Here is a 20,133-nt window from a genome sequence, read left to right as displayed (position 1 = left end):
TCTTACGATCGAGTCAACGCAGGTGGGGGCCGACGCACGCACGGCTATTGCGCCGTTCGGCCCACAGAATGCGACACAATGACGCTGTGGCAGCGCGGGTGGTGGTGATCGTCGTCTTCGACGACGTGACGCTGCTGGATGTCTCCGGTGCCGCCGAGGTGTTCACCGAGGCCAACCGGTTCGGCGCCGACTACCGGATCAAGGTCGCCTCCGTCGACGGCGACGATGTGAGGACCTCTGTCGGGATCCGGCTGGGCGTCACCGACAGCATCGGGTCCATCGCCTCGGCCGATACCGTGCTGGTCGCCGGAAGTGACGAATTCCCCGCGCGCGCAATCGATCCTGAGCTGGTCGAGGCGGTGCGATCGCTCGCGGGGCGGACCCGGCGGCTCGGATCAATCTGCACCGGGTCGTTCATCCTCGCGCAGGCCGGGCTGCTCACCGGCCGCCGCGCGACGACGCACTGGCACAACGTGCGCTCGCTGGCCCGGGCGTTCCCCGACGTGACCGTCGAGCCGGACGCGATCTTCGTCCGCGACGGCGACGTCTACACCTCGGCCGGGATCTCGGCGGGCATCGACCTGGCCCTGGCGCTGGTCGAACAGGATCACGGCACCGATCTGGTGCGCGACGTCGCCCGCTGGTTGGTCGTCTATCTCAAGCGCGCGGGCGGCCAGTCCCAGTTCTCGGCGCTGATCGAGGCCCACCCGCCGCCGCAGTCGGCCCTGCGGGTGGTCACCGAGGCGATCACCGCCGACCCCGGCGGCAACCACAGTGTGCGCAGTCTGGCCACCCGCGCCGCGCTGAGCACTCGCCAACTGACCCGGCTGTTCCGCGCCGAGCTCGGGACCACCCCGGCGGACTATGTCGAGCGGGTCCGGGTCGACGTCGCGCGCGCCGCCCTGGACGCCGGCCGCACCGTCACCGAGGCCGCGCGACTGGCCGGGTTCGGCAGTACCGAGACGTTGCGGAGGGTCTTCGTCACACACCTGGGTGTGCCGCCGAAGGCGTACCGGGACAGGTTCCGCACCGCCATCTCGACCTGACCGCGTCGACATCCGGCGCGAACCAGGTGGTGGACCCGGGATTGATCATGAATTGACCTACCACATAGCCCAATTCGTGACTCATGCCGAGCTCACTCCGCGCGGCCAATCACCGATCACCGCGCTCGCCAGCCGATAGGCTGCGACCAGAGCGGACCCATCGCGCTCGGCGCATGAGGCGCTCTGACGCGGCCACAGGGTTTCGCGGAGGAGAGTCTGATGCCCGCGAACGGCCTGATGCCGGAGACGGACAGCGAATGGATGGTCGACACGCTGCTCACGCTTCTGCAGACCCCGAGCCCGACCGGGCGCACCGACGCGGTGATGCAGATGATCGGCGGCATCTTCGAGGCGTTGGGGCTGTCGCTGTCGCTGACCCGCCGGGGCGCGCTGATCGTCGAACTGCCCGGAGAGTCGGAGACGACCGACCGCGCGCTGGTGGTGCACGCCGACACCACCGGGTGCATGGTGCGGGGCCTCAAGGACAACGGACGCCTCGAGGTGATCCCCGTGGGCACCTTCTCCGCGCGCTTCGCCGCGGGTGCTCGGGTGCGGATCCTCACCGACGAACCGGGCGACTTCATCACCGGCACGATCCTGCCGCTGAAGGCCAGCGGACACGCGTTCGGTGACGAGGTGGACAATCAGCTCACCGACTGGGATCACGTGGAAGTGCGTGTGGACCGCCAGGTTTCGAGCCGCGAGGACCTGAGCCGGCTCGGAATCCGGGTCGGTGACTATGCCCCGCTGATGGCCAATCCGGTCTTGACCGAAGACGGGTTCGTGGTGTCCCGCCATCTCGACGACAAGGCGGGCGTCGCGGTGGTGCTCACGCTGATCAAGGCCCTCACCGAAAACTCGGTGATGCTGCCGCACCGCACCGCGGTCATGATCACCATCGCCGAAGAGGTCGGATACGGCGCCAGTACCGGGCTGCCCGCCGACATCGCCGAGATGATCACCGTCGACAACGCGGTGTGCGCACCCGGCCAGCACTCCCGCGAGGACGCCGTCGCGGTGCCGATGTCCGATCTGCACGGTCCCTACGACTATCACCTGACCCGGAAACTGTGCCGGCTTGCCGATGAGGGCGGGATCCCGTTCGTGCGTGACGTGTTCCGGTACTACCGCTCCGACGCCGCCGCTGCGATCGAAGCGGGCGCCAACACCAGGGCCGCGCTCGTGGGCTTCGGTGTCGACGGCAGCCACGGGTGGGAGAGGACCCACCTCGACGCGATGAAGGCCACGTATGCCCTGCTGGATGCGTGGATCCGGTCGCCTCTGACGTTCGCCCACTGGGACGCGGCGCCGTCGGGTTCCGGCGATCTGCACGAGTTCCCGTCCGAGCGTCAACCCGCACCCCAGGAGAAGTGGGTCCCGCTGTCGCGCGGCTGACCGCTCCTTTGCTGTGGCTCCCCGGGTCCACCGTTACCACGCCTCGGCGCCTGTGGCTCCTGGTGTCACGCGTAGCCAGGGATCAAGATCGCTGCGCGAGAACGGATCCGGCTCCGAGGGTTGCGGCGGCCGGGCCGAAAGTTTCCGAAAATCGTTAGCTTTTAGGGCTATTGGAGCGGCGCTCCGAGTGACAGTGTGGTGTCATGCCGACCCCGACCGGGACCGGAATCTGACGCGAGGAGCGACGAATGGCCGACCATCGGCTCAGCGAGAAGTTCGACGAACTCTCTGAAAAGGCAAAGGAATCCGCCGACAAGCTCAAGGAATCGACTGAGCACGAGAAGGACCAGATGAAGGCCGATGCGGACGCCGCGCGTGAGCGTGCCGCGAAGTCTGTGGAGCGCGTCAAGGATTCCGTCGACTCCGCCGCCGACAAGGCCTCCGCGCAATGGGACGACATCCGCACCAAGTGGAAGGACCACGTGGAGAAGCTCCGGTCGACCATCGCGGAGAAGCGGGAAGAGCACGACATCAAGACCGCCGAGCGATATGCCGACGCTGCCGAGGATTATGCGTTGGATGCGATCTGGTTCGCGGAGAGCGCCATCGAGGAAGCGGCGGCAGCCTGCATCGATGCCGCCTACGCCCGGCAGGAGGCCGAGGAGCTCAAGGCCTCGTCATCGTGAGGGTCTTTTCGCCTAGCCTTTCGCGCGGCCCGGCCCGTGGTTCTCCTCGGCGATGACCTGGTACCACGCGTGTGGCGCGTAATACTCGTCCCACTGCGCCGGCTTCTTGAACGACAGCTTGAGGGCGCCGCTCTCGAGGAACACGTAGGTGTCATCGTCGCCGTACTCGGCCGGCACCTCTTGGCGCCCGAACTTCACGCGAAATGTCATGCCCCGAGCTTCTCACGGCGGATACCCGAAAGACGCCATAAACGCTGACTCGCTTGATATTTCCCGGTATCAACGTGGGCAGTTGTCAGCTGCCCGCCCGGTTCTTGCGGCGGCGACGAAGTCCTGCATGTCCCGGTCGGCGGCGGCGATGACGCCCCGATGGTCCTGGCCGGGATAGACCCGGTATTCCACCGCGGCCCCCTTGCCGCACAGCGCCGCGGCCAACTTGTCGACGCCGGCCGCCGGCACCGCGGCGTCGGCGCTGCCCTGCGCGATCATCACGGGCACTCGCGGGGTGACCCGGATCGGGTCCTGGTGGGCGAGATAGGTCCGCAACCCGTCGAGGTCGGCACCTGGTTCCAGCACCTCAGAGGTCGGCACCGTCGGGACGGTATCGATCTGGGCGACGCACTCCGTCCGTGCGGTGGCCAGCAGTGGCCGTGCCGCGGTGGTGAAGATCGCGTCGGGGTCGACCGACGGATCGACCACCGCTGCGCCGAGCACCAGCAACGGCAGAAATCGTTGGGTGGCTGCGATTTCCGGATCTCCGGAGCGGATGAGGTCGACGGCTTGACCCATATCGACCCCGCCGGGTGCGAGGGCCACCACCCCGGCGAGATCGAGGTCGGGGTCGCGGGCCTGCGCGTCCTGCGCGGTGAACAGTGCCGCCTGCCCGCCCTGGCTGTGTCCGACGGCCAGCCACTGGGTTCCGATCCCGGAGTCGAGAACCCGCGCGGCCCGCACGATATCGGTGACGGTGTTCGCTTCACTGGTGCCGTCGACGTAGGGATGCCCGCCGGGCGTACCCAGCCCCTGGTAGTCGGTTTGCAGGACCGCGAACCCGCGGGACAGCCAGCCGTCGAGCATCGGGCGGACCCTGCTGGTGTAGTCGTGGATCAAGCCGTCGGCGGTGTCGGCCGACGGGGCGCAGGTGTCGGCGTAACCCGTGGTCCCGTGCGCCCAGCTGATCACCGGCCAGCCGCCTTGCGGCGGTTCGGTTTTCGGTACCGCCACGGTACCGGAGACGACAATCGGCTCGCCGTGCGAGTCCTCCGAGACATAGGTGATCAACCGGGTTTCCGCGGCGCTGGGCAGGGCTGCGACGGTGGTCAGCGGGCGTGCGGTGAGCAGTTGCCCGGGGCGCAGTTCGGGCGTCGGCGCCGGCGCAGTGGTGCAGCCCGTCATCAGCACCAGCACCGCAAGCCCGGCCAGCCCGCGCCGGGGGTGCTCAGTCACCGAGCAGTGCCCGTCGGCTGGCCGCGATCGGACTCTGCGCGGTCAGCCCGCCGTCGAGCACCAGGGTCTGGCCCGTCATGTAGCGGGACTCGTCGGAGGCGAGATAGACCATGGCCCAACCGATGTCCTCGGGTGTGCCGATGAGGTCGAGCGCGTTGTGCCGGCGGATGTCATCGATCACGTCGGCGGGTACGTTGTCACGCAGAGCCGGCGTCATCACAGCTCCCGGGGCGACCGCGTTGCAGCGCACACCTTTGCGGCCGTACTGGGTGGCGATGTACTGGGTGAGCCGAATGACCGCGGCCTTTGCCGCTCCGTAGGCGCATTGCAGGGTGTCGCCGGCCAGACCGGCCACCGAGACGGTGTTGATGATCGAGCCGCTACCCGCGGCGATCATGTGCGGCAGCGCCAGCCGCGAGGCGACCACGGTGCTGCGGGCGTTGAGCGCCATGGCGCGGTCCCATTCGTGGAGGTCGAGCCGCAACAGGTCGAGGTCCTTGCGGGGGTCACTGCCGCCCACGTGGTTACACAGCACGTCGAGGCCACCGAAGGTGTCGACGGCACAGCCGATCATGGCCGTGATCGACGCCTCGTCGAGCACATCGACGGCGACGCCGACGGCACCACCTCCGATGTCGGCCGCCGCCGCGGCGGCCGCGTCCGCATCGAGGTCGGCGATCAGCACCCGGGCGCCCTCGCCGGCCATCAACTGGGCCGCCGCGCGCCCGATGCCGCTCGCGGCGCCGGTGATGACGACCCGCTTGTGGTCCAGACGGTTTCCTGTCATTGCGTCACCCGTCGCCTCGCGGGCAGCTGTCTGCCGCCTCGTCCAGGCTAGGCCGCATCGGCCCGCCGTGGTGGTGATCGATCAGGGTCGGGTTACCGCACCAACCATTCCGGGATCGGCGCGGGCATCTGGACCGGCGGCACGTCGGCGGGCAACGGCACCGGGGGAACGTCGGCGGGCAGGGACACCGGCGGCACCGAGGCCGGGAACTCGACGGCCGGAATATCGGCGGGCAACTGCACCACCGGGACATCGGCGGGGTAGGGGAGCGGGGGCAAGCCCGCGGGGATCGGCAGCACCGGCAGCGGAAGCGCCGGTATCACCGGGGCGGGAATGACCGGGGCGGCATCGTCGCCGGGTGCCGCCGCGGCCGCACCGATGCCGGACACCGCACCGCCCAGCACCGCGACCACGGTGACGACGGTGGCCGCGCCCCAGCGACAGCTGCGCGCCATACATCCACAGTAACCCCGGCCCGCGCTTGCTACCTTGGCTTCCATCGACCTGGGAGGCCTACCGATGACTGCAGCGTTGCAGACCGTCCGTCAGAAATTTCAGCTGGTATCCGAGTCGGGCCGCGCACTGAAGCGCCTGATCGACACCGGCATCATCGATCTGACCGATCTCAGATCGTCGGTGCAGACGGCGAAGTTCGCCCGGGTCTACGGTCCGCAGGCCACGATGGCGATCCTCGGCGGCCGCAAGTACACCGACCTGCCCGCGATCGCCGACGAGCGCGGAACACTGACGTACAAGGAGGTCGACGACCGGTCCTGGGCGCTGGCGCGCGGCCTGCGTGGGCTCGGAGTCACGCCGGGGTCGGTCGTCGGCGTGCTGTGCCGCGACCACCGCGGCCTGGTCACCACGATGGCCGCCTGCGGCAAGGCCGGCGCGCGAATGGTGCTGATGAACACCGGCTTCGCCAAACCGCAGTTCGCCGAGGTGTGTCAGCGCGAGGGCGTCGCGGTGGTGCTGCACGACAGCGAGTTCCTCGGCCTCCTCGACGCGCTTCCCGCCGACATGCCCCGCGTGCTGACCTGGGTGGACGACGGCACCAAGGTGCCCGAGGGGGTCCCGACCCTCGACGACATCGTGGCCGTGAACCCGTCGGAGCCGCTGCCGCCGCCGGACAAGGCCGGCGGGTCGGTGATCCTGACCAGCGGCACCACCGGTCTGCCCAAGGGCGCTCCGCGCGATACCGTCTCGCCGCTGGCGACCGCGCAGATCGTCGACCGGATCCCGTTCCCGCACAAGGGAACCATGGTGATCGTGTCACCGATCTTCCACAGCACGGGCTGGGCCACCTACACCACCGGCGCGGCCTTCGGGAACAAGGTGGTGACAGCCCGGCGCTTCAACGCCGAAGGGACGCTACGGCTCATCGCCGAGCACAAGGCCGACATGCTGGTGGCCGTGCCGACCATGCTGCACCGGATGGTCGAGCTGGACCCCGCGGTGATCGCCAAGTACGACACCTCGTCGCTGAACGTCATCCTGATCGCCGGATCGGCGCTGAGCCCCGAACTGTCCAACCGGGTCCAGGACACCTTCGGCGATGTCCTCTACAACATGTACGGGTCCACCGAGTGCGCGATCGCCAGTGTCGCGACCCCCGCCGAACTGCGCGCCGCGCCCGGCACCGCCGGCCGCTCACCCGTGACCTGTGAGGTCGTGCTGTTCGACGAGAACGACCAGCGCATCGACGGGGCCAACCGGCGCGGCCGGATCTTCGTCCGCAACGGCGCCCCGTTCTCCGGGTACACCGACGGGCGCAGCAAGCAGATCATCGACGGTTTCATGTCCAGCGGCGACATGGGCCACTTCAACGACGACGGCCTGCTGTTCGTCGACGGCCGCGACGACGACATGATCGTCTCGGGCGGGGAGAACGTGTACCCGCAGGAGGTCGAGAACCTGTTGGAGGCGCGCCCCGATGTCGTCGAGGTCGCGGTGGTCGGCGTCGACGACGTCGAGTTCGGGAAACGGCTGCGGGCCTTCATCGTCCCCGAGTCCGATGCGGAGAAGGATCCCGAGGCGATCAAGCGCCATGTGAAGGAGAATCTGGCCCGGCACAAGGTCCCTCGTGACGTGGTCTTCGTCGACGAACTGCCGCGCAACGCCACCGGAAAGCTGCTCCGCCGCGTTCTGGTGGAGATGGACGTCGACGCCTGAGCCCTCACCGCCCGCGCCGCCCGCTCGTTGACACGCGTCTGTGCTCGGAATAGCCTCACTTCTGACTACGAGCGTTGTCAGAAGTGAGCTCAAGGAGGAGCTGCTGTGAGTGCGCCCACTCCGACGCGCCACCCGGACCGTCCACGGCCGATCCCGGCCGGCGTGCGGGCCCTGGCGAGCGTGCTGGCGATCCGGAATCCGAGCGCGCAGCAGTGGCAAGACCTCGGCGAACGGCTCAACGTCGGCGACGAGCCGATGGACCGCCTCGTCGAATGGATGGCAGCCACCGGTATGGAGCAGACCCGGCCGCTGTTCGAACGCGCTCTGCAGGACGGCATCGACAGCGTCTCCGACGCTCCGGCACCGCTGCGCGAGTTCTTCGAAACCTTTGAGCCCCTGCCGGACTGGGCCGACCCCGAGCTTTTGAGCATCGGGCAGCGCGCGCTGCGCCGCGGCGGGGCCGACGGAATGTACGTCGCCCGTGACGTGTCGCTGCTCGGCGGCTACCAGTTCTCCGGATTCAACAAGACGCTGCTGCGCACCGGAGCCCTGGAGAAGGGCTCGAACAAGCGATTCGCCGAGACCATGCAGTGGGCCATGGACGTCATCGCCGAGGGCGGTCTCGACCACCTCGGCGTCGGATACCGATCTACCATCCGGGTGCGGCTGATCCACTCGTTCGTCCGCAGGCACGTCGCCGCGATGCCGGACTGGCGGCCCGACGAGTGGGGGCTGCCGGTCAACCAGACCGACATGGCCGCGACGCTGGTCGGCGCGCTGGTCGCGCCCGCGGTCGGGGCGATGGGGATGGGGGTGGTGCTCTCGCCGTCCGAGTACACCGCCGTCGCGCACCTGACCCGCTACGTCGGGTGGCTCATCGGCGTCGAAGACCAATGGCTGCCAAAGGATTTCCGCGACAGCATCCGGGTGCTGGCACACACGCTGACCGCTTTGGCCGCCCCCGACGAGTCCAGCAAGCAACTCGCCGCGCCGATGGCCGACGATCCGCTGGCATGGCACTACGACAGCCTCCCGGAACTGCGGCGCCGCCTGGCCCGGGCCCAGCACCTGTCGGTCACCAGCGCGTTCCTCGGCCCGAAAGCCCTGCGTTCGCTGGGCCTGCCGTCATACTCCCTGCCCTGGTACCCGCTGCTGCGGCTCCCGGTGAACCTCGCCCGCAGCGCCGCCGCGCTGACCGTGCCCGGCGGGGTCGACCGCGCCGACCACCGCGGACGGCGCGAACACGCAAAGCTGTTGCGCACCATGATCGGTGCGGACGCCTCGGCCACCATCGGCGAGTCCGCGGCCCACGTCAGCCGGGTGGCCTGACGGTCATCGGCCCTGGGCCGCGTCGCCGCGCAGCGTCATCACCGTGCTGGTGACCGTCGCGGCGACCTTGCCGTCCGCCCGTGTCACGTCGCACGCGTAGTGCGTGATCGTCCTGCCGTGATGTGTGGTCCGCGCGGTCGCGGTCAACGTGTCCACCCACACCGGGCGGAGAAACGCGGCTCGAATGTCGATGCTGGTGAACGTCTCTCCGTGAACCATCAGCGTGGAATGTGCGGTGCCGATCGCGGCGTCGGCCAGTTCGACGAGGAACCCGCCGTGCACGGTGCCCTGCTGATTGCCGTGCCTGGACGGATCCACAGACACCCGCACCGACGCGGTTTCGGCACCGACGGACGCGATCTCGAAGCCCAGCAGACCGGAGATGGCGGTGGGGTATTGCAGGTGGATCGCCGCATCCGGGGTCGCACCGACGACGAGCTGCCTGAGATGTTCCAGCACCGGCAACGTGGTGTGCTGCATGGAGCCTCCTCGAAAGATCAACCGCAACAGGACGACCCGACGCTAGAAAACGTGCCATAGTGCAATCAAGAAATTGTCCTACAGACAAGGGGTCGTCCTGCGCGTCCACCGACACACCGACGTCGCCGACGACATCGCCGTGCAGATCCGGGCCGGAGCGCTGCCGGCGGGAACGCGGCTGCCGACACACCGGGCGTTGGCCGCCGAATACGGCATCGCGGTGGCCACGGCCACGAAGGTGTATCGGGTGCTCACCGACGCCGGGCTGGTGATCGGGGAACCCGGAAGGGGCACGTTCGTCCGCGATCTGAGCGGGTTCGCCGGGATCGAGCCGCAGCGCCGGACATCGGCGGAGCGGATCGCCGACCTGTCGTTCAACCAGCCGCTGGCGCCCGTGCAGAGTGAGCAGTTGAGGCAGGCGCTGCGCGACCTCGCCGCCGGGGGCGACCTCGCCGCGCTTCTCATGCAGGAGCCGCCCGGCGGTCGCAGTCGCGGGCAGGCCGCGGTGGCGACCTATCTACTCGGTCACGGCATCGATGTCGCGCCGGACGCGGTGGTGCTGACTGCCGGCGGACAGCAGGGACTCGATGCCGTCCTGGGCGCGGTGACCGCACCGGGATCGCTCGTGGCGGTGGACGCGCTGACCTATCCGGGGATCAAGCTCGCGGCCGCTGCGCGCCGTCTCGAACTGGCGCCGATCCCGGTCGACGCGTCGGGGATGGACCTCGCCTATCTGGACCGGCTCTGTGCGCGGCGGCGGGTGTCGGCGCTGTATTGCACTCCGACACTGCACAATCCGCTCGGATTCGTGCTCAGTGGTGGCGACCGCCGAAAGCTGGCCCGGGTGGCGCGACGGCACGACCTCGCGGTGATCGAGGATGCGGTGTACGCATTCCTGGAGCCCGGCCGCGCGCCCGTCGCCACGCTGGCCCCGGAACGCACCTTCTACGTCGGCTCGCTGTCGAAGAGTCTGGCGCCCGGAATCCGGTTCGGATTCGTGGTGACACCGCGGAATCGGCGTGAGGCGCTGATCCGCGCGCTGCGCACCGGTAGCTGGGGAACGTCGACGATCGCGACGGAGCTGGCCACCCGATGGTTGACCGACGGCACCGCCGAGCGGCTGGAAGTGTTGCGGCGCAAGGATGCCCGGCGCCGGCAGGATCTGGCCCGCACCGAGCTCGCCGGGCTCGGCTACCACGGCCACCCCAACTCCTATATCGGCTGGCTTCCGCTGCCGGAGGAAGCGCGCAGCGACGTCATCGCGCATCAGCTCGCCGACGAGGGGATTCTGGTCTCCACCGCCGACGCGTTCGCGACGACGAAGTCGGTGCCGAACGCGATCCGCCTCGCGCTGGCGACCCCGCCAGAAGCGGACCTGGTGCGCGCGCTTCGGGAGATCCGCGGGCACGTCGGTCGGCATCTGCCGGCGCGCCAGGTCGTCTGAGCCCGGCCCCGTCGCACCCCCGTTCGCCGGCAGAGAACTGACGGCGCCAGGCGTCGCTTGCCGCGCAATTTCTGGGGCACAAGTTAATGCTGAGACGGAGGTTATCTACACCCTTCGTTGGTCCGGACAAGGTTGCCACAGAAAATTTACACCTGTAAAGGCAGTGATCAGACTGCTTAAAAGGTTCTGAACCCCACTTAGCTGATCTTGGAGCGGTTTCAATGCTAAATTACTACTCCGTCAAAATGTCGTGTCACTTTTTCGACCGCGCCGGGGCCGGGGGAGCCGGGTTCGCCGGCGCTCGACACGAGAGAGCGAAGGAGCTCGCATGGCTGCGGCTAGCCCACGGAAACCGCGCCGGACGACGGGTCGCCACCGCAAACCCGCGACCAGTCCGATGACGAACTGGCTGAGGGTGGGCGCGGCCGGTGTCGGGCTCGCCGCCGCGATCGCCGGCGGGCAGGGCGCGGCCGCGGCCTCCACGGGCGACGCGTCCACCGGCGGCAAGCCCAGCGCCGGCAGCGACGACAGGGCCTCCCGCGCGTCGGGAGCCGCGGACTCGTCGGCCGGTGAATCAGACTCAGACTCAGACTCAGACTCGGTGGGACTGTCGGTCGGCTCCCGCAAGCCCGCGTCAACCCGGACGTCCACGCCGCCCGCAGCGGCGGAGATCGACGACGACAGCCCCGAGGTCGAGGTTGCCGACGACGCTCTCGAGGATCCCGACGACGAAACCGAGGGCGCCACACCGTCACCGCAGTCCGCGGCACCCGAGGACTCCGACGACCTCGACACCGAGGAGGTGCCGGACCCCGTCCACGACGAACCAGCGCCGTCCCCCGTCGAGGAGCCCGCGGCCGCGGACCAGCAACCCGACGCTCCGCCACCGGCGCAGGCCACCCACGCGGCGCCGGCAGACGACACCACGAGCCCTACTGAAACCACCGCCCAAACTGCGCCAGAGCCGCCGGCTGCGGTCATCGAGATCGTCGACGAACTGCTGAACTGGCTGGGGCTGGGCCCCCGCGGCGGTATCACGCTGCCGACGGGTCTGACAGATTCACTGTGGCTGCTGCTGCGGCACTCCCTGCAGAACCGCAACGGCGTGACCCCGGCGACCGCCCATCAGGGGAACACCCTGGTGGTCGGCGGCGACCCGATGCAAGAGCTTTTCCGAGAGGCGACCCAGGCCGAGTTCAGCAAGAAGTACGGGTGGATCCCCGTCGTGGGCACAGTGGCCCACGGCGTCAGCCTCCTCGGCAATCTCGGCGAGCTCGCAGCGGCCATCCTGCGCGGAGACCGCGTGGACATCGCCGACGAATTCGGGGACATCACCCGCGATCTCATCGGCACGATCCCGATCATCGGTGCCCCGATCGCGGCGAACATGTACACCGCGCAGGCTGAGGCGCGGGTGGCCGCCGCCATCCAAAGCGGCCAGTTCGCGACGGCCCAGGCGACGCCGGAAGACGAGCACGCGCTCAACACCCTCACGCAGATCCTGCTGCAACTCTCCGGCTGGCCCGAGCCGCCCAAGAACTTCGTCACACCCGCCAACTACACGCTGGATCAGACCCTCGACGCCCACAACGATCTGCTCGACCTGCTGGTCGCGAGTCCGACTCCGACCACGAAGTGGATCCCCGACACCATGGCGCTGGTCAACCTCTTCATCAAGTCGGCGCTGCCGGGCTACACGTTCTCCGACGGCCTCAACACATTCGCCGACCTCCTCAACCGGCTGGTACCGCCATATGAGATCAAGCCGGGCGCCGACATCCTGATCACCGAGACCTCCGTCGCCAGCGCCAGCATCGGTGCGCTGGTCAGCATCCTCAACGAACTACTCAGCGGGAACTTCGATCCCGAGAGCATCCGGGACGCGGCGATCGCCGGCGGCACACCGGGATTCCTTTCGCCGGCAAGCGTTCTCGGCATGTCGGTCAACAGCGGGGCAGAGCCCAACCCGTGGTCGCTGATGGCCTACATCGCTTTGGTCGGGGTCTATGAGCGGTTCCAATGGGTGGCACTCAACCACCTCCCGGTGGTGACCGGCCAGACCCAGAACAGCCAGATCCTGCTCACCACCAGTGGTTCCGTGCAGGCCTACGACCCCGACGGCGACCTGCTGACGTATTCGGTGTCCGAACAACCGGCCAACGGCATCGTCACCATCAACCCGTTGGTCGCCGGCGGGTGGATCTACACCCGCACGTCGAACTGGACGCACACCGGCACCGACACCTTCGAGATGACGATCAGCGACGGCCTGTTCCCGTCTGCGGAGCGCCCGTATTCGCCGGACGGCCACACCGTCACCGTCACCGTGACCGTCAACTACACCGGGGTCGCGAACAATCAGCCGACGATCATCGCGCTGCCCGGGCTGCCCGACGCGATGGGCATCGTCCGGGGCAGCGCGTCGGGCAACGACATCGACGGAGATACGCTGACCTACAGCCTGATCAACCCGGGCACCGCGGGGGCGACGAGCACGTCGATCTACACCAATGAAGGCGGTGTCGTCCAACTCAACAGTGCCACAGGGGAATTCGTCTACATCCCGAAGGTGTCGACCGCGCTCATCCCGGCACTCAACACAGACTCGTTCCAAGTCCAGGTCTCCGACGGGCGCGGCGGTACGGCCACCGCCACCGTGCTGGTCCTGTCGCACCTGCGGGTCGGGACGTCGGTGACGGGTACGGGCGCTTACATCGAGCACGGCAAGGTGGACGTCCCGACCCCCGACGTCGGGCTGCTGACCTACACCATCGGCACCCAGGGCGCGAAGGGCACCGCCGTCGTCAACCCCGACGGCACCTACACCTACACCCGCAGCAACACCGCCACCGGCAGCACGAACGACACGTTCACGATCATCGGTACCGACGCCAACGGCAAGTCGGTGACCCTGCCGGTGGTGTCGGTGTCGCCGCCGTTGATCGCGGTGACGCCGACGACGACGGTGTCGGGTGAGAGCTTCACCCCCCGCGGCTGGTTGCTCGGCACGGTGGTCACGCCCGCCACCCAGACCACCACCGGGACGATGAGCGGGGTCGACGACCTCGGTCAGCCGGTCACGATCAGCGGCGGCTTCTACAGCACCGAGAAGGGCGGAACCGTCACCATCCTCGGTTCCGGCGGCGGATTCACCTACACCAACACCAGCTACTCCGACGTGTTCCACAAGGCCGCGGCGGTGAACGCGCCCGATTCCGACAAGTACGACACCGTCAAGATCACCGTCACCGATTCGCTGGGCCGCACCGGCGAAGTCACCTTCCACATCCTGTTGCGCACCGAGAACAGCACGCCGTCCTCCAGCGCATCGGTCGGCAGCCCCAACCAACTCGGTGTCGTGCGCGGTTCGGTGTCCGGCGAAGACCGCGACGGTGATTCGTTCACCTATTCGCTGGCCGGGGCCGGTAACCCGGCCGGTGCGACCGCGACCTCGACGTACACCGCCAACGGCGGCATCGTGTCACTGAACTGGGACGGCACCTTCACCTACATCCCGAACAAGTCTGCGGCAACCGCGGATTCGTTCCGGGTGTTGGTCTCCGACGGGCACGGCGGCACCACGACGCAGACGGTGAACGTGTCGCTGAGCACGCCGTCGCCGACCGCGAACATCAACACCTCGACGCTCAACCAGGTGACCGGACAGCTCTTCGTCCCGCCCGCCGATCTCGGTCTGATGACCTACAGCCTCGGCACACCGCCGACCAAGGGCACCGTGTCCGTCGACGCCGGCGGCGTGTTCAGCTACACCCGGACCAGTCCGGGGCACTCCACCACACCGCCGGACACCTTCACGATCATCGGCACCGAAGTGACCACCGGCAAGACGGTCACGATCGCGACGATCACGGTCACCCCGAAGGTGGTGAACACCCCGCCGGTGGGCGGCACGACGACGATCACCAGCCACAACCAGACCAGCAACCTCATCAACCGGACCCAGACGACCACCGGAACGATCGGCGCATCGGACGCCGACGGAGATCCGCTGACGTTCGACGCCGGAACGTTCTCGACGACCAACGGCGGCGAAGTCACGATCGCGGCGAACGGTTCGTTCAGCTACACGATCAGCAAGGGCCTACTGAATTCCTACTACCACGACGCGGCGAAGATCGGTGCCAGCGGCACCGCGGTCAGAGACCAGTTCACCGTCACGGTCCGGGATCAGTTCGGCGGTGTCACCGCGTTCATCGCGACAGTGCCGATCTACGCGATGAACTCGGCGCCGAACACACCCACCGGCGGCGTCTTCTGGCCCTTCGTGAACGACTGGACCTCGGTGTTCGCCACCGACCCGGATGGCGACTCGCTGACGTACACCATCACCAAGCAGCCCCAGCACGGTTCCGCGTCCTACAACCCGGGCTCCCAGGTCCTGAGCACGTCGGGAACGCAGAACAACGACACCATCATCCTGACCGTGACCGACGGTCACTACGTGGTGGTCAACGGCATGGTCACGACGACGCCGGCGAGTTCGTCGCGGACCTACACCGTCTGACAGGTCTGGGTCAGGCGACCCGGTAGCCGAGATCCTTCAGGATCCCGCGCTCGATCGGGCTCAGTACCCGTACCGCGATGCCCTCCGGGAGATACGCGTTCATCATCATGAGGTTGTCGCCGGTGTAGAACCTGTCGTCGAGATGGGTCACCGAACTGCCGCCATCCCACGGATTCACGGTCAGCAGCGGAACCAGGTTGCCGTTGTTGGCCGCGACGGCGTTGGCTCCGCCGAAGAACAGGCCACCGTTGCCGCCGGTGAGATTCGGATCGAATGCCGAGTTCCACTCGTAGCGGCGCCGATCCACCGTCCGGACACCGCCGGCGGTCACGACGAAGCTGTCGAAGATCGTCCAGGTCCGTTGCGTGTTCTTGCCCGCCGGTCCGATGCTGGCGTCGAAGCCGAAGGTGTGCAGCAACTCGTGCATCGCGGTTCCGACGAAGTCGTACTCGTCTGCTGCGATCTCGGAGGTGAACGACCACGCCGCGGACAGGTTGAAGTCGATGTCGCCGTCGAACTCGTCGCCGTTGCTGTCCCTGCCGGTGAGAATCTTGTTCTGCACCACGGTGCGGTGGAAACCGGCCGACTCGCTGACCGAAGGACTTGTGGCCGAAGCGAAACCGGTGTTCTGGCCGACCGCCTTGATCGTCAGCGTCACCGGCGTGGTGACCATGAAGTATCGGGCCAGCGAGTCCGCGCCGGTCTGCAGAGCGGCGCGCGCCTCATCGGTCCACACCGCCTCACCTTCGTAGGTGAACAAAAACTTGAGCGCTCCCTGGTTGACCAGGATTCCGGTGGTGGTGCCGGGCCGGCCGACGAGATCGAGAAGATTCACATGCGCGCCGCGGTCGATCGCGGTCACGGAGAAGGTGTCGACGCCGGTGAAGCCCTGGCCCGGGGTATAGGTGTAGGTGCCGTCCGGGTTCAGCGCGACGGTCCCGTACTGCGGCCTTCTGTTGAGCCGCATCGTGATCGGATCGCCTTCGGGATCGACCGCGTTGATCGTCCCGGTGACCGGGCCGTCGAGCTGGCCGGAGATCTGCACCGGATCGAGCACGGGATCCTGGTTGAAGAACGTGTTGCGGATGAAGGTCAGCGCCACGGTCAGGTTCTGCTTGGCGGGGTCGTCCACCGGCAGCGCCGCGATCCACGTCTGGGCCGCGGCCATGAACTCGGTGATGGCCTTGGCGGCGCTCTGCTGTCTGCGTTCGGCGAGCGCATCCCACGGCGTCGACGTGCCCGCGGGCGTCACGACCGGCGTCGGGGCGGGGGAGTCGACGATCGGGTCGGAAGAGTCTTCGTCGGGTGCGTCCGCCCGTTCGGCATCCGGCGCGGCGGTGACCGCGACCTTCGCGTGGCTACGCGACCGCGCGGGAACCTGCCGAGTCTCGGGTTCCTCGTCCTCGGCAATGTCCTCGGCGATGCCCTCATCGATATCGCCCTCGTCGACTTCTAGCTCGTCGACATCCGCCTCGGGGTCGTCGGCGTCAGGGTCGTCGGCGCCGGAGGCAGAGCCGTCGTCCTCGGTACCGGTGTCGGTGTCGCTCGAAACCGAATTCGAATCCGATGGGGATACCGACGACGAAGTATCCGAGGACTCCGCGGTGGCCACACCGATCTGCGAGTCGGTCAGTGACAACCCCAGCAGTGCGGCACCCATACCGACCGACGCCGCCCCCGTGGCAAGCCAGCGCCGGACGGCGAAGCTTTCGGCGCGGCGGGCCGAGGCGTTGCCGAGCTGACCGGCTCTGTTCGCCTGCGCCATCGCAATACTCCCGTGATCTGTTGGAGTGCACCGTAACCTACGGGCGCGCACGGCAGCGCGGAATTTGCGGCCGCTCCGACAATTTATATGATCCGCGCCGGGCTGGTCCGCCTTCGTCCAATCGTGGCAAATAATTGTGACCGTCGGATCAGTTCACTCGGAACACGGCCGGAATTCGTTTGACCCGCTAATATGCCTCCGGTGCCACACGAGAGCCGACAACCGCTGCGGAGACGGATCCGCATCACGTCAAGCATCGTCATCGTCGGATTGATCTACGCTGCTTCGCTTTTCGGATACTGGTGGATCAGCAGCTCATACCCCGCGCTGAGTCCGTTCGATCCGGCGCCCGCCGAGTATCCGGTGGTCTCGATCGACATGGACACCCTCCACACCGCAACGAACGAACTCGAGGTCGACGTTCTGCTTATCGCGCCGGAACGCTATCTCGACCCCCGGTTGGGCGTACTGAACACCGACATCGCGATCCGGCTTCATCCGTGGGTGAATCTCGGCGAGCTGAAATTCCCGAAGGGGGAGACGCCGGGCAGCATCACCGCGACCGTCGAGGCGCACGGCGACGCCGACTACTGGCCCTTCGACACGTACGCCACCAAACCACTGACCGCGGATGCGTTGATCGGCACGGGCGACGATCGGACCGTCGAACCGGCCGACATCAGAGTCAGCGGCGGCATCGAGGGCTGGAACGTCCAGGTCGACCAGACGGAGTCGGATCCGTCCGCATCGGTCATCGAGCTCAGTCGGCACCGCGGCACGTTGGCCTTCGACCTCGGTGTCGTGCTCGTGCTGATCGCGCTGCCCGCGATGGCGATGATCGTCGCCATCGAGACCATCATGGGCAGACGACAGTTCCTGCCGCCGCTGTTCACCTGGTTCGCCGCGATGCTCTTCGCCGTGGTCCCGCTGCGCAACATCCTGCCCGGCGCCCCGCCGCCGGGAGCGTGGATCGATCAGGCGATCGTGATCTGGGTGCTCATCGCGCTGGTGGTGGCGATGGCGATCTACGTCGTGGCCTGGTACCGCTACAGCAAGCTCTGACACTGGGAGCGATGGTCGGCGTCGGGTACTCACGAGGGGACCGACAGCACATCCGACGCCGACCATCGCGGCCCCACCGTCGGCCGCGCATCGCAGCTGGCGCGAAAGTACCACAGCAAAAGCCCAGTTGAGACCCAGTTTCGGAGTTCGGCGTCGTATTGTTCGCGTCTGCAAACGCTTTGGATGAACGTGCAAACAGATCGGGTGCGATCCGGGGACGCCGCGAAGCTATCGTAAAGCCATGAGTTCGGACACGCCGCCTGACCGCACCGGTGCCGCGACCACCGTGACCCAGCAGCCGGGACAGTTCGTCATCGAGGTCGAGGGCCGTGCCGTGGGACTTGCCGACTACCACGACCGCGACGGTCAGCGGGTCTTCCCGCACACGGAGGTGCTGCCCGAGTTCCAGGGCAGGGGACTGGCCACGATCTTGGTCGCCGAGGCGCTGCGCGTCACGCGCGCGGAGGGTCTGCGGATCGTTCCGACGTGCTGGATGGTCGCCGAATACATCGACAAGAACTCCGAATACGCCGATATCACCGACCGCGCGTAGATGCCCCAGCTTCGTCGGCTGCTGCTGCTCGCTGCCGCGGCGATGCTGGCCGGCGCGGCCATCGGGGTCGTCGGTGCCGCATTCCGCTGGTGTCTGCGCCGCGCCGAATCCCTGCGCATCGACCTCGTCGCGTGGGCGCAACATCTTCCGGGACCGGGCTGGCTGATCCCGATCGCCGCGGCCGCACTCGGGGCCGGTATCGCCGGCGCACTTGTGCGCTGGGAACCGCAGGCCCGCGGCAGCGGAATCCCGCATGTCGAGGCGGTGTTCCTCGGCGAGACCCGGCCACCGCGGCTGACGGTCCTGCCGGCGCGCTTCGCCGGGGGCGTGCTCGCGATCGGCTCGGGGCTGGTGCTGGGCCGGGAGGGCCCGACGATCCACATGGGCGCGACGCTCGGCGCCCTCGCCGCGCGGCGCACGCGACTGCCGGAGGCCGACGCCCGGATGATGCAGGCGGCGCTGGGCGGCGCCGGGTTGGCGGTGGCGTTCGACGCACCGATCGCCGGCATGCTGTTCACGCTCGAAGAAGTGACGAAATCGGTACGGCTGAAGACGGTGGCGGTCGCGGTCCTGGCGTCCGTCACCGCCGTCGTGTGCTCTCGCGCGATCCTCGGCGATGCGCTCGACTTCCAGGTCGCCGACTTCGCGGCACCCGGCCTCGGCTGGCTGCCGGTGTTCGTCGTCTTCGGGGTGCTCACCGGCATCCTGGGTGCCGGCTACAACCTGGCGGTGCTCGTCCTGACCGACTGGTCGGCGAAAGTGCCGCGCGTCCCGACCCCGGTGAAGGCGGCGGTGATCGGCGCGCTGGTGGGGGCCGCGCTGCGTGTCGCCCCGCTGACGGTCGGCGACGGCGACACCTTGACCCAGATGATCCTCGGTGGCCATCAGTTCGTGCTCCTGGGGGCCGCGGGATTGCTTGCCGCACGGTTGGTTACGGGTCCGCTGAGTTACTCGGCAGGAGTCCCCGGCGGACTGTTCGCCCCGCTGCTCGCGGTCGGCGCGCTGTGGGGGCTGGTGTTCGTCGGCTGCGTCGGGATCGTGACCGACGACCCGGCCGCGCCGGCGATTCCGATGGCGCTGGCCGGGATGGCCGCCTTCTTCGCGGCCACGGTGCGGGCGCCGCTGACCGGAATCGTCATCGTGTTGGAGATGACGGCGGCGACCTCCATGGCGTTGCCGATGGTGGTGGCAACCGCAGGCGCCGTCCTGGCGGCCCGCGCGGTGAAGGCGGAGCCGGTGTATGCCGAACTCCGGCAGCGGATGCCGGTCGAGGCGCCCGGCGGCGACGAGAGACGTTGATCCCGTAGCTGTCAGCGTCCGCCGGCGAAGCGCGGCATCCGGTTCTGCGACGTCGGCCGAATTGTCGCCGGAAAGGGATTCGATCAGAGTTAATTTGCCAACCGCGCACTGATCTTGTGGATACCCTTAGCAGGCTCTTCAGCA

At 68.0% G+C, this 20,133-nt stretch carries 16 protein-coding genes; 10 read left to right on the top strand and 6 right to left on the bottom strand.

Annotation, left to right across the window (positions count from 1 at the left end):
• The first annotated feature begins 68 nt into the window (after nt 1-68).
• The 3 genes from BST38_RS14730 to BST38_RS14720 all read left to right on the top strand — a co-directional run bounded on the left by BST38_RS14730 (nt 69) and on the right by BST38_RS14720 (nt 3,127).
• Nucleotides 69-1,046, top strand: a complete 978-nt coding sequence (locus BST38_RS14730) for a GlxA family transcriptional regulator (RefSeq protein ID WP_181792075.1) — start codon at nt 69-71, stop codon at nt 1,044-1,046.
• 219 nt (nt 1,047-1,265) lie between these two features.
• A complete protein-coding gene (locus BST38_RS14725; protein WP_083144076.1) occupies nt 1,266-2,441 on the top strand; it encodes an osmoprotectant NAGGN system M42 family peptidase in 1,176 nt (391 codons plus the stop codon).
• Nucleotides 2,442-2,689: 248 nt separating this feature from the next.
• Nucleotides 2,690-3,127 (top strand): hypothetical protein, encoded by a 438-nt coding sequence (locus BST38_RS14720; protein WP_083144075.1) that lies wholly within the window; start codon nt 2,690-2,692, stop codon nt 3,125-3,127.
• Between the two features lie 12 nt (nt 3,128-3,139).
• Here BST38_RS14720 and BST38_RS14715 read toward each other — a convergent pair whose 3' ends face one another.
• From BST38_RS14715 to BST38_RS14700, 4 genes are all read right to left on the bottom strand, one after another.
• On the bottom strand, nt 3,140-3,337 hold the full coding sequence (locus BST38_RS14715; RefSeq protein WP_133057234.1) for a hypothetical protein: 198 nt from the start codon (nt 3,335-3,337) through the stop codon (nt 3,140-3,142).
• 69 nt (nt 3,338-3,406) lie between these two features.
• On the bottom strand, nt 3,407-4,522 hold the full coding sequence (locus BST38_RS14710; RefSeq protein ID WP_420872576.1) for an alpha/beta hydrolase family protein: 1,116 nt from the start codon (nt 4,520-4,522) through the stop codon (nt 3,407-3,409).
• Nucleotides 4,523-4,565: 43 nt separating this feature from the next.
• On the bottom strand, nt 4,566-5,360 hold the full coding sequence (locus BST38_RS14705) for an SDR family NAD(P)-dependent oxidoreductase (RefSeq protein WP_083144072.1): 795 nt from the start codon (nt 5,358-5,360) through the stop codon (nt 4,566-4,568).
• 92 nt (nt 5,361-5,452) lie between these two features.
• Nucleotides 5,453-5,815, bottom strand: a complete 363-nt coding sequence (locus BST38_RS14700) for a hypothetical protein (RefSeq protein WP_083144071.1) — start codon at nt 5,813-5,815, stop codon at nt 5,453-5,455.
• A 64-nt stretch (nt 5,816-5,879) separates the two neighbouring features.
• Here BST38_RS14700 and BST38_RS14695 point away from each other — a divergent pair, with 64 nt between their 5' ends.
• A complete protein-coding gene (locus BST38_RS14695) occupies nt 5,880-7,532 on the top strand; it encodes an acyl-CoA synthetase (RefSeq protein WP_083144070.1) in 1,653 nt (550 codons plus the stop codon).
• A 105-nt stretch (nt 7,533-7,637) separates the two neighbouring features.
• Nucleotides 7,638-8,861, top strand: coding sequence for an oxygenase MpaB family protein (locus BST38_RS14690; protein ID WP_083144069.1), 1,224 nt, complete (start codon nt 7,638-7,640; stop codon nt 8,859-8,861).
• A 3-nt stretch (nt 8,862-8,864) separates the two neighbouring features.
• Here the strand turns inward: BST38_RS14690 and BST38_RS14685 are convergent, their stop codons facing one another.
• Nucleotides 8,865-9,263, bottom strand: coding sequence for a PaaI family thioesterase (locus BST38_RS14685; RefSeq protein WP_083144166.1), 399 nt, complete (start codon nt 9,261-9,263; stop codon nt 8,865-8,867).
• A 175-nt stretch (nt 9,264-9,438) separates the two neighbouring features.
• Between BST38_RS14685 and BST38_RS14680 the strand changes: the two genes are divergently transcribed.
• Both BST38_RS14680 and BST38_RS14675 read left to right on the top strand, forming a co-directional pair.
• Nucleotides 9,439-10,785 (top strand): aminotransferase-like domain-containing protein, encoded by a 1,347-nt coding sequence (locus BST38_RS14680; RefSeq protein ID WP_083144165.1) that lies wholly within the window; start codon nt 9,439-9,441, stop codon nt 10,783-10,785.
• Nucleotides 10,786-11,113: 328 nt separating this feature from the next.
• Nucleotides 11,114-15,310 carry a cadherin-like domain-containing protein gene (locus BST38_RS14675; protein ID WP_133057233.1) on the top strand — a complete coding sequence of 1,399 codons (4,197 nt, stop codon included), beginning with the start codon at nt 11,114-11,116 and terminating at the stop codon, nt 15,308-15,310.
• A 10-nt stretch (nt 15,311-15,320) separates the two neighbouring features.
• Here BST38_RS14675 and BST38_RS14670 read toward each other — a convergent pair whose 3' ends face one another.
• A complete protein-coding gene (locus BST38_RS14670) occupies nt 15,321-17,075 on the bottom strand; it encodes a cadherin-like domain-containing protein (protein WP_083144067.1) in 1,755 nt (584 codons plus the stop codon).
• 201 nt (nt 17,076-17,276) lie between these two features.
• Between BST38_RS14670 and BST38_RS14665 the strand changes: the two genes are divergently transcribed.
• From BST38_RS14665 to BST38_RS14655, 3 genes are all read left to right on the top strand, one after another.
• Nucleotides 17,277-18,137, top strand: a complete 861-nt coding sequence (locus BST38_RS14665) for a DUF4436 domain-containing protein (protein ID WP_083144164.1) — start codon at nt 17,277-17,279, stop codon at nt 18,135-18,137.
• A gap of 241 nt (nt 18,138-18,378) precedes the next feature.
• Nucleotides 18,379-18,690, top strand: coding sequence for a GNAT family N-acetyltransferase (locus BST38_RS14660; RefSeq protein WP_083144066.1), 312 nt, complete (start codon nt 18,379-18,381; stop codon nt 18,688-18,690).
• On the top strand, nt 18,691-19,989 hold the full coding sequence (locus BST38_RS14655; RefSeq protein WP_083144065.1) for a H(+)/Cl(-) exchange transporter ClcA: 1,299 nt from the start codon (nt 18,691-18,693) through the stop codon (nt 19,987-19,989).
• Nucleotides 19,990-20,133 lie beyond the last annotated feature (144 nt).

It is taken from the genome of Mycolicibacterium parafortuitum (genome assembly GCF_002086815.1).
Lineage (GTDB): Bacteria > Actinomycetota > Actinomycetes > Mycobacteriales > Mycobacteriaceae > Mycobacterium > Mycobacterium parafortuitum.
The sequence above is the reverse complement of the archived record's forward strand: the minus strand, read 5'-3'. Positions and strand labels throughout refer to the sequence as shown.

What these genes read in the sequence shown, in the direction of transcription:
- BST38_RS14660 (WP_083144066.1), top strand. Translation starts at nt 18,379, where the DNA reads ATGAGTTCGGACACGCCGCCTGACCGCACCGGTGCCGCGACCACCGTG.
- BST38_RS14725 (WP_083144076.1), top strand. Translation starts at nt 1,266, where the DNA reads ATGCCCGCGAACGGCCTGATGCCGGAGACGGACAGCGAATGGATGGTC.
- BST38_RS14730 (WP_181792075.1), top strand. Translation starts at nt 69, where the DNA reads ATGCGACACAATGACGCTGTGGCAGCGCGGGTGGTGGTGATCGTCGTC.
- BST38_RS14655 (WP_083144065.1), top strand. Translation starts at nt 18,691, where the DNA reads ATGCCCCAGCTTCGTCGGCTGCTGCTGCTCGCTGCCGCGGCGATGCTG.
- BST38_RS14675 (WP_133057233.1), top strand. Translation starts at nt 11,114, where the DNA reads ATGGCTGCGGCTAGCCCACGGAAACCGCGCCGGACGACGGGTCGCCAC.
- BST38_RS14700 (WP_083144071.1), bottom strand. Translation starts at nt 5,815, where the DNA reads ATGGCGCGCAGCTGTCGCTGGGGCGCGGCCACCGTCGTCACCGTGGTC.
- BST38_RS14720 (WP_083144075.1), top strand. Translation starts at nt 2,690, where the DNA reads ATGGCCGACCATCGGCTCAGCGAGAAGTTCGACGAACTCTCTGAAAAG.
- BST38_RS14695 (WP_083144070.1), top strand. Translation starts at nt 5,880, where the DNA reads ATGACTGCAGCGTTGCAGACCGTCCGTCAGAAATTTCAGCTGGTATCC.
- BST38_RS14715 (WP_133057234.1), bottom strand. Translation starts at nt 3,337, where the DNA reads ATGACATTTCGCGTGAAGTTCGGGCGCCAAGAGGTGCCGGCCGAGTAC.
- BST38_RS14710 (WP_420872576.1), bottom strand. Translation starts at nt 4,522, where the DNA reads ATGACGGGCTGCACCACTGCGCCGGCGCCGACGCCCGAACTGCGCCCC.
- BST38_RS14670 (WP_083144067.1), bottom strand. Translation starts at nt 17,075, where the DNA reads ATGGCGCAGGCGAACAGAGCCGGTCAGCTCGGCAACGCCTCGGCCCGC.
- BST38_RS14705 (WP_083144072.1), bottom strand. Translation starts at nt 5,360, where the DNA reads ATGACAGGAAACCGTCTGGACCACAAGCGGGTCGTCATCACCGGCGCC.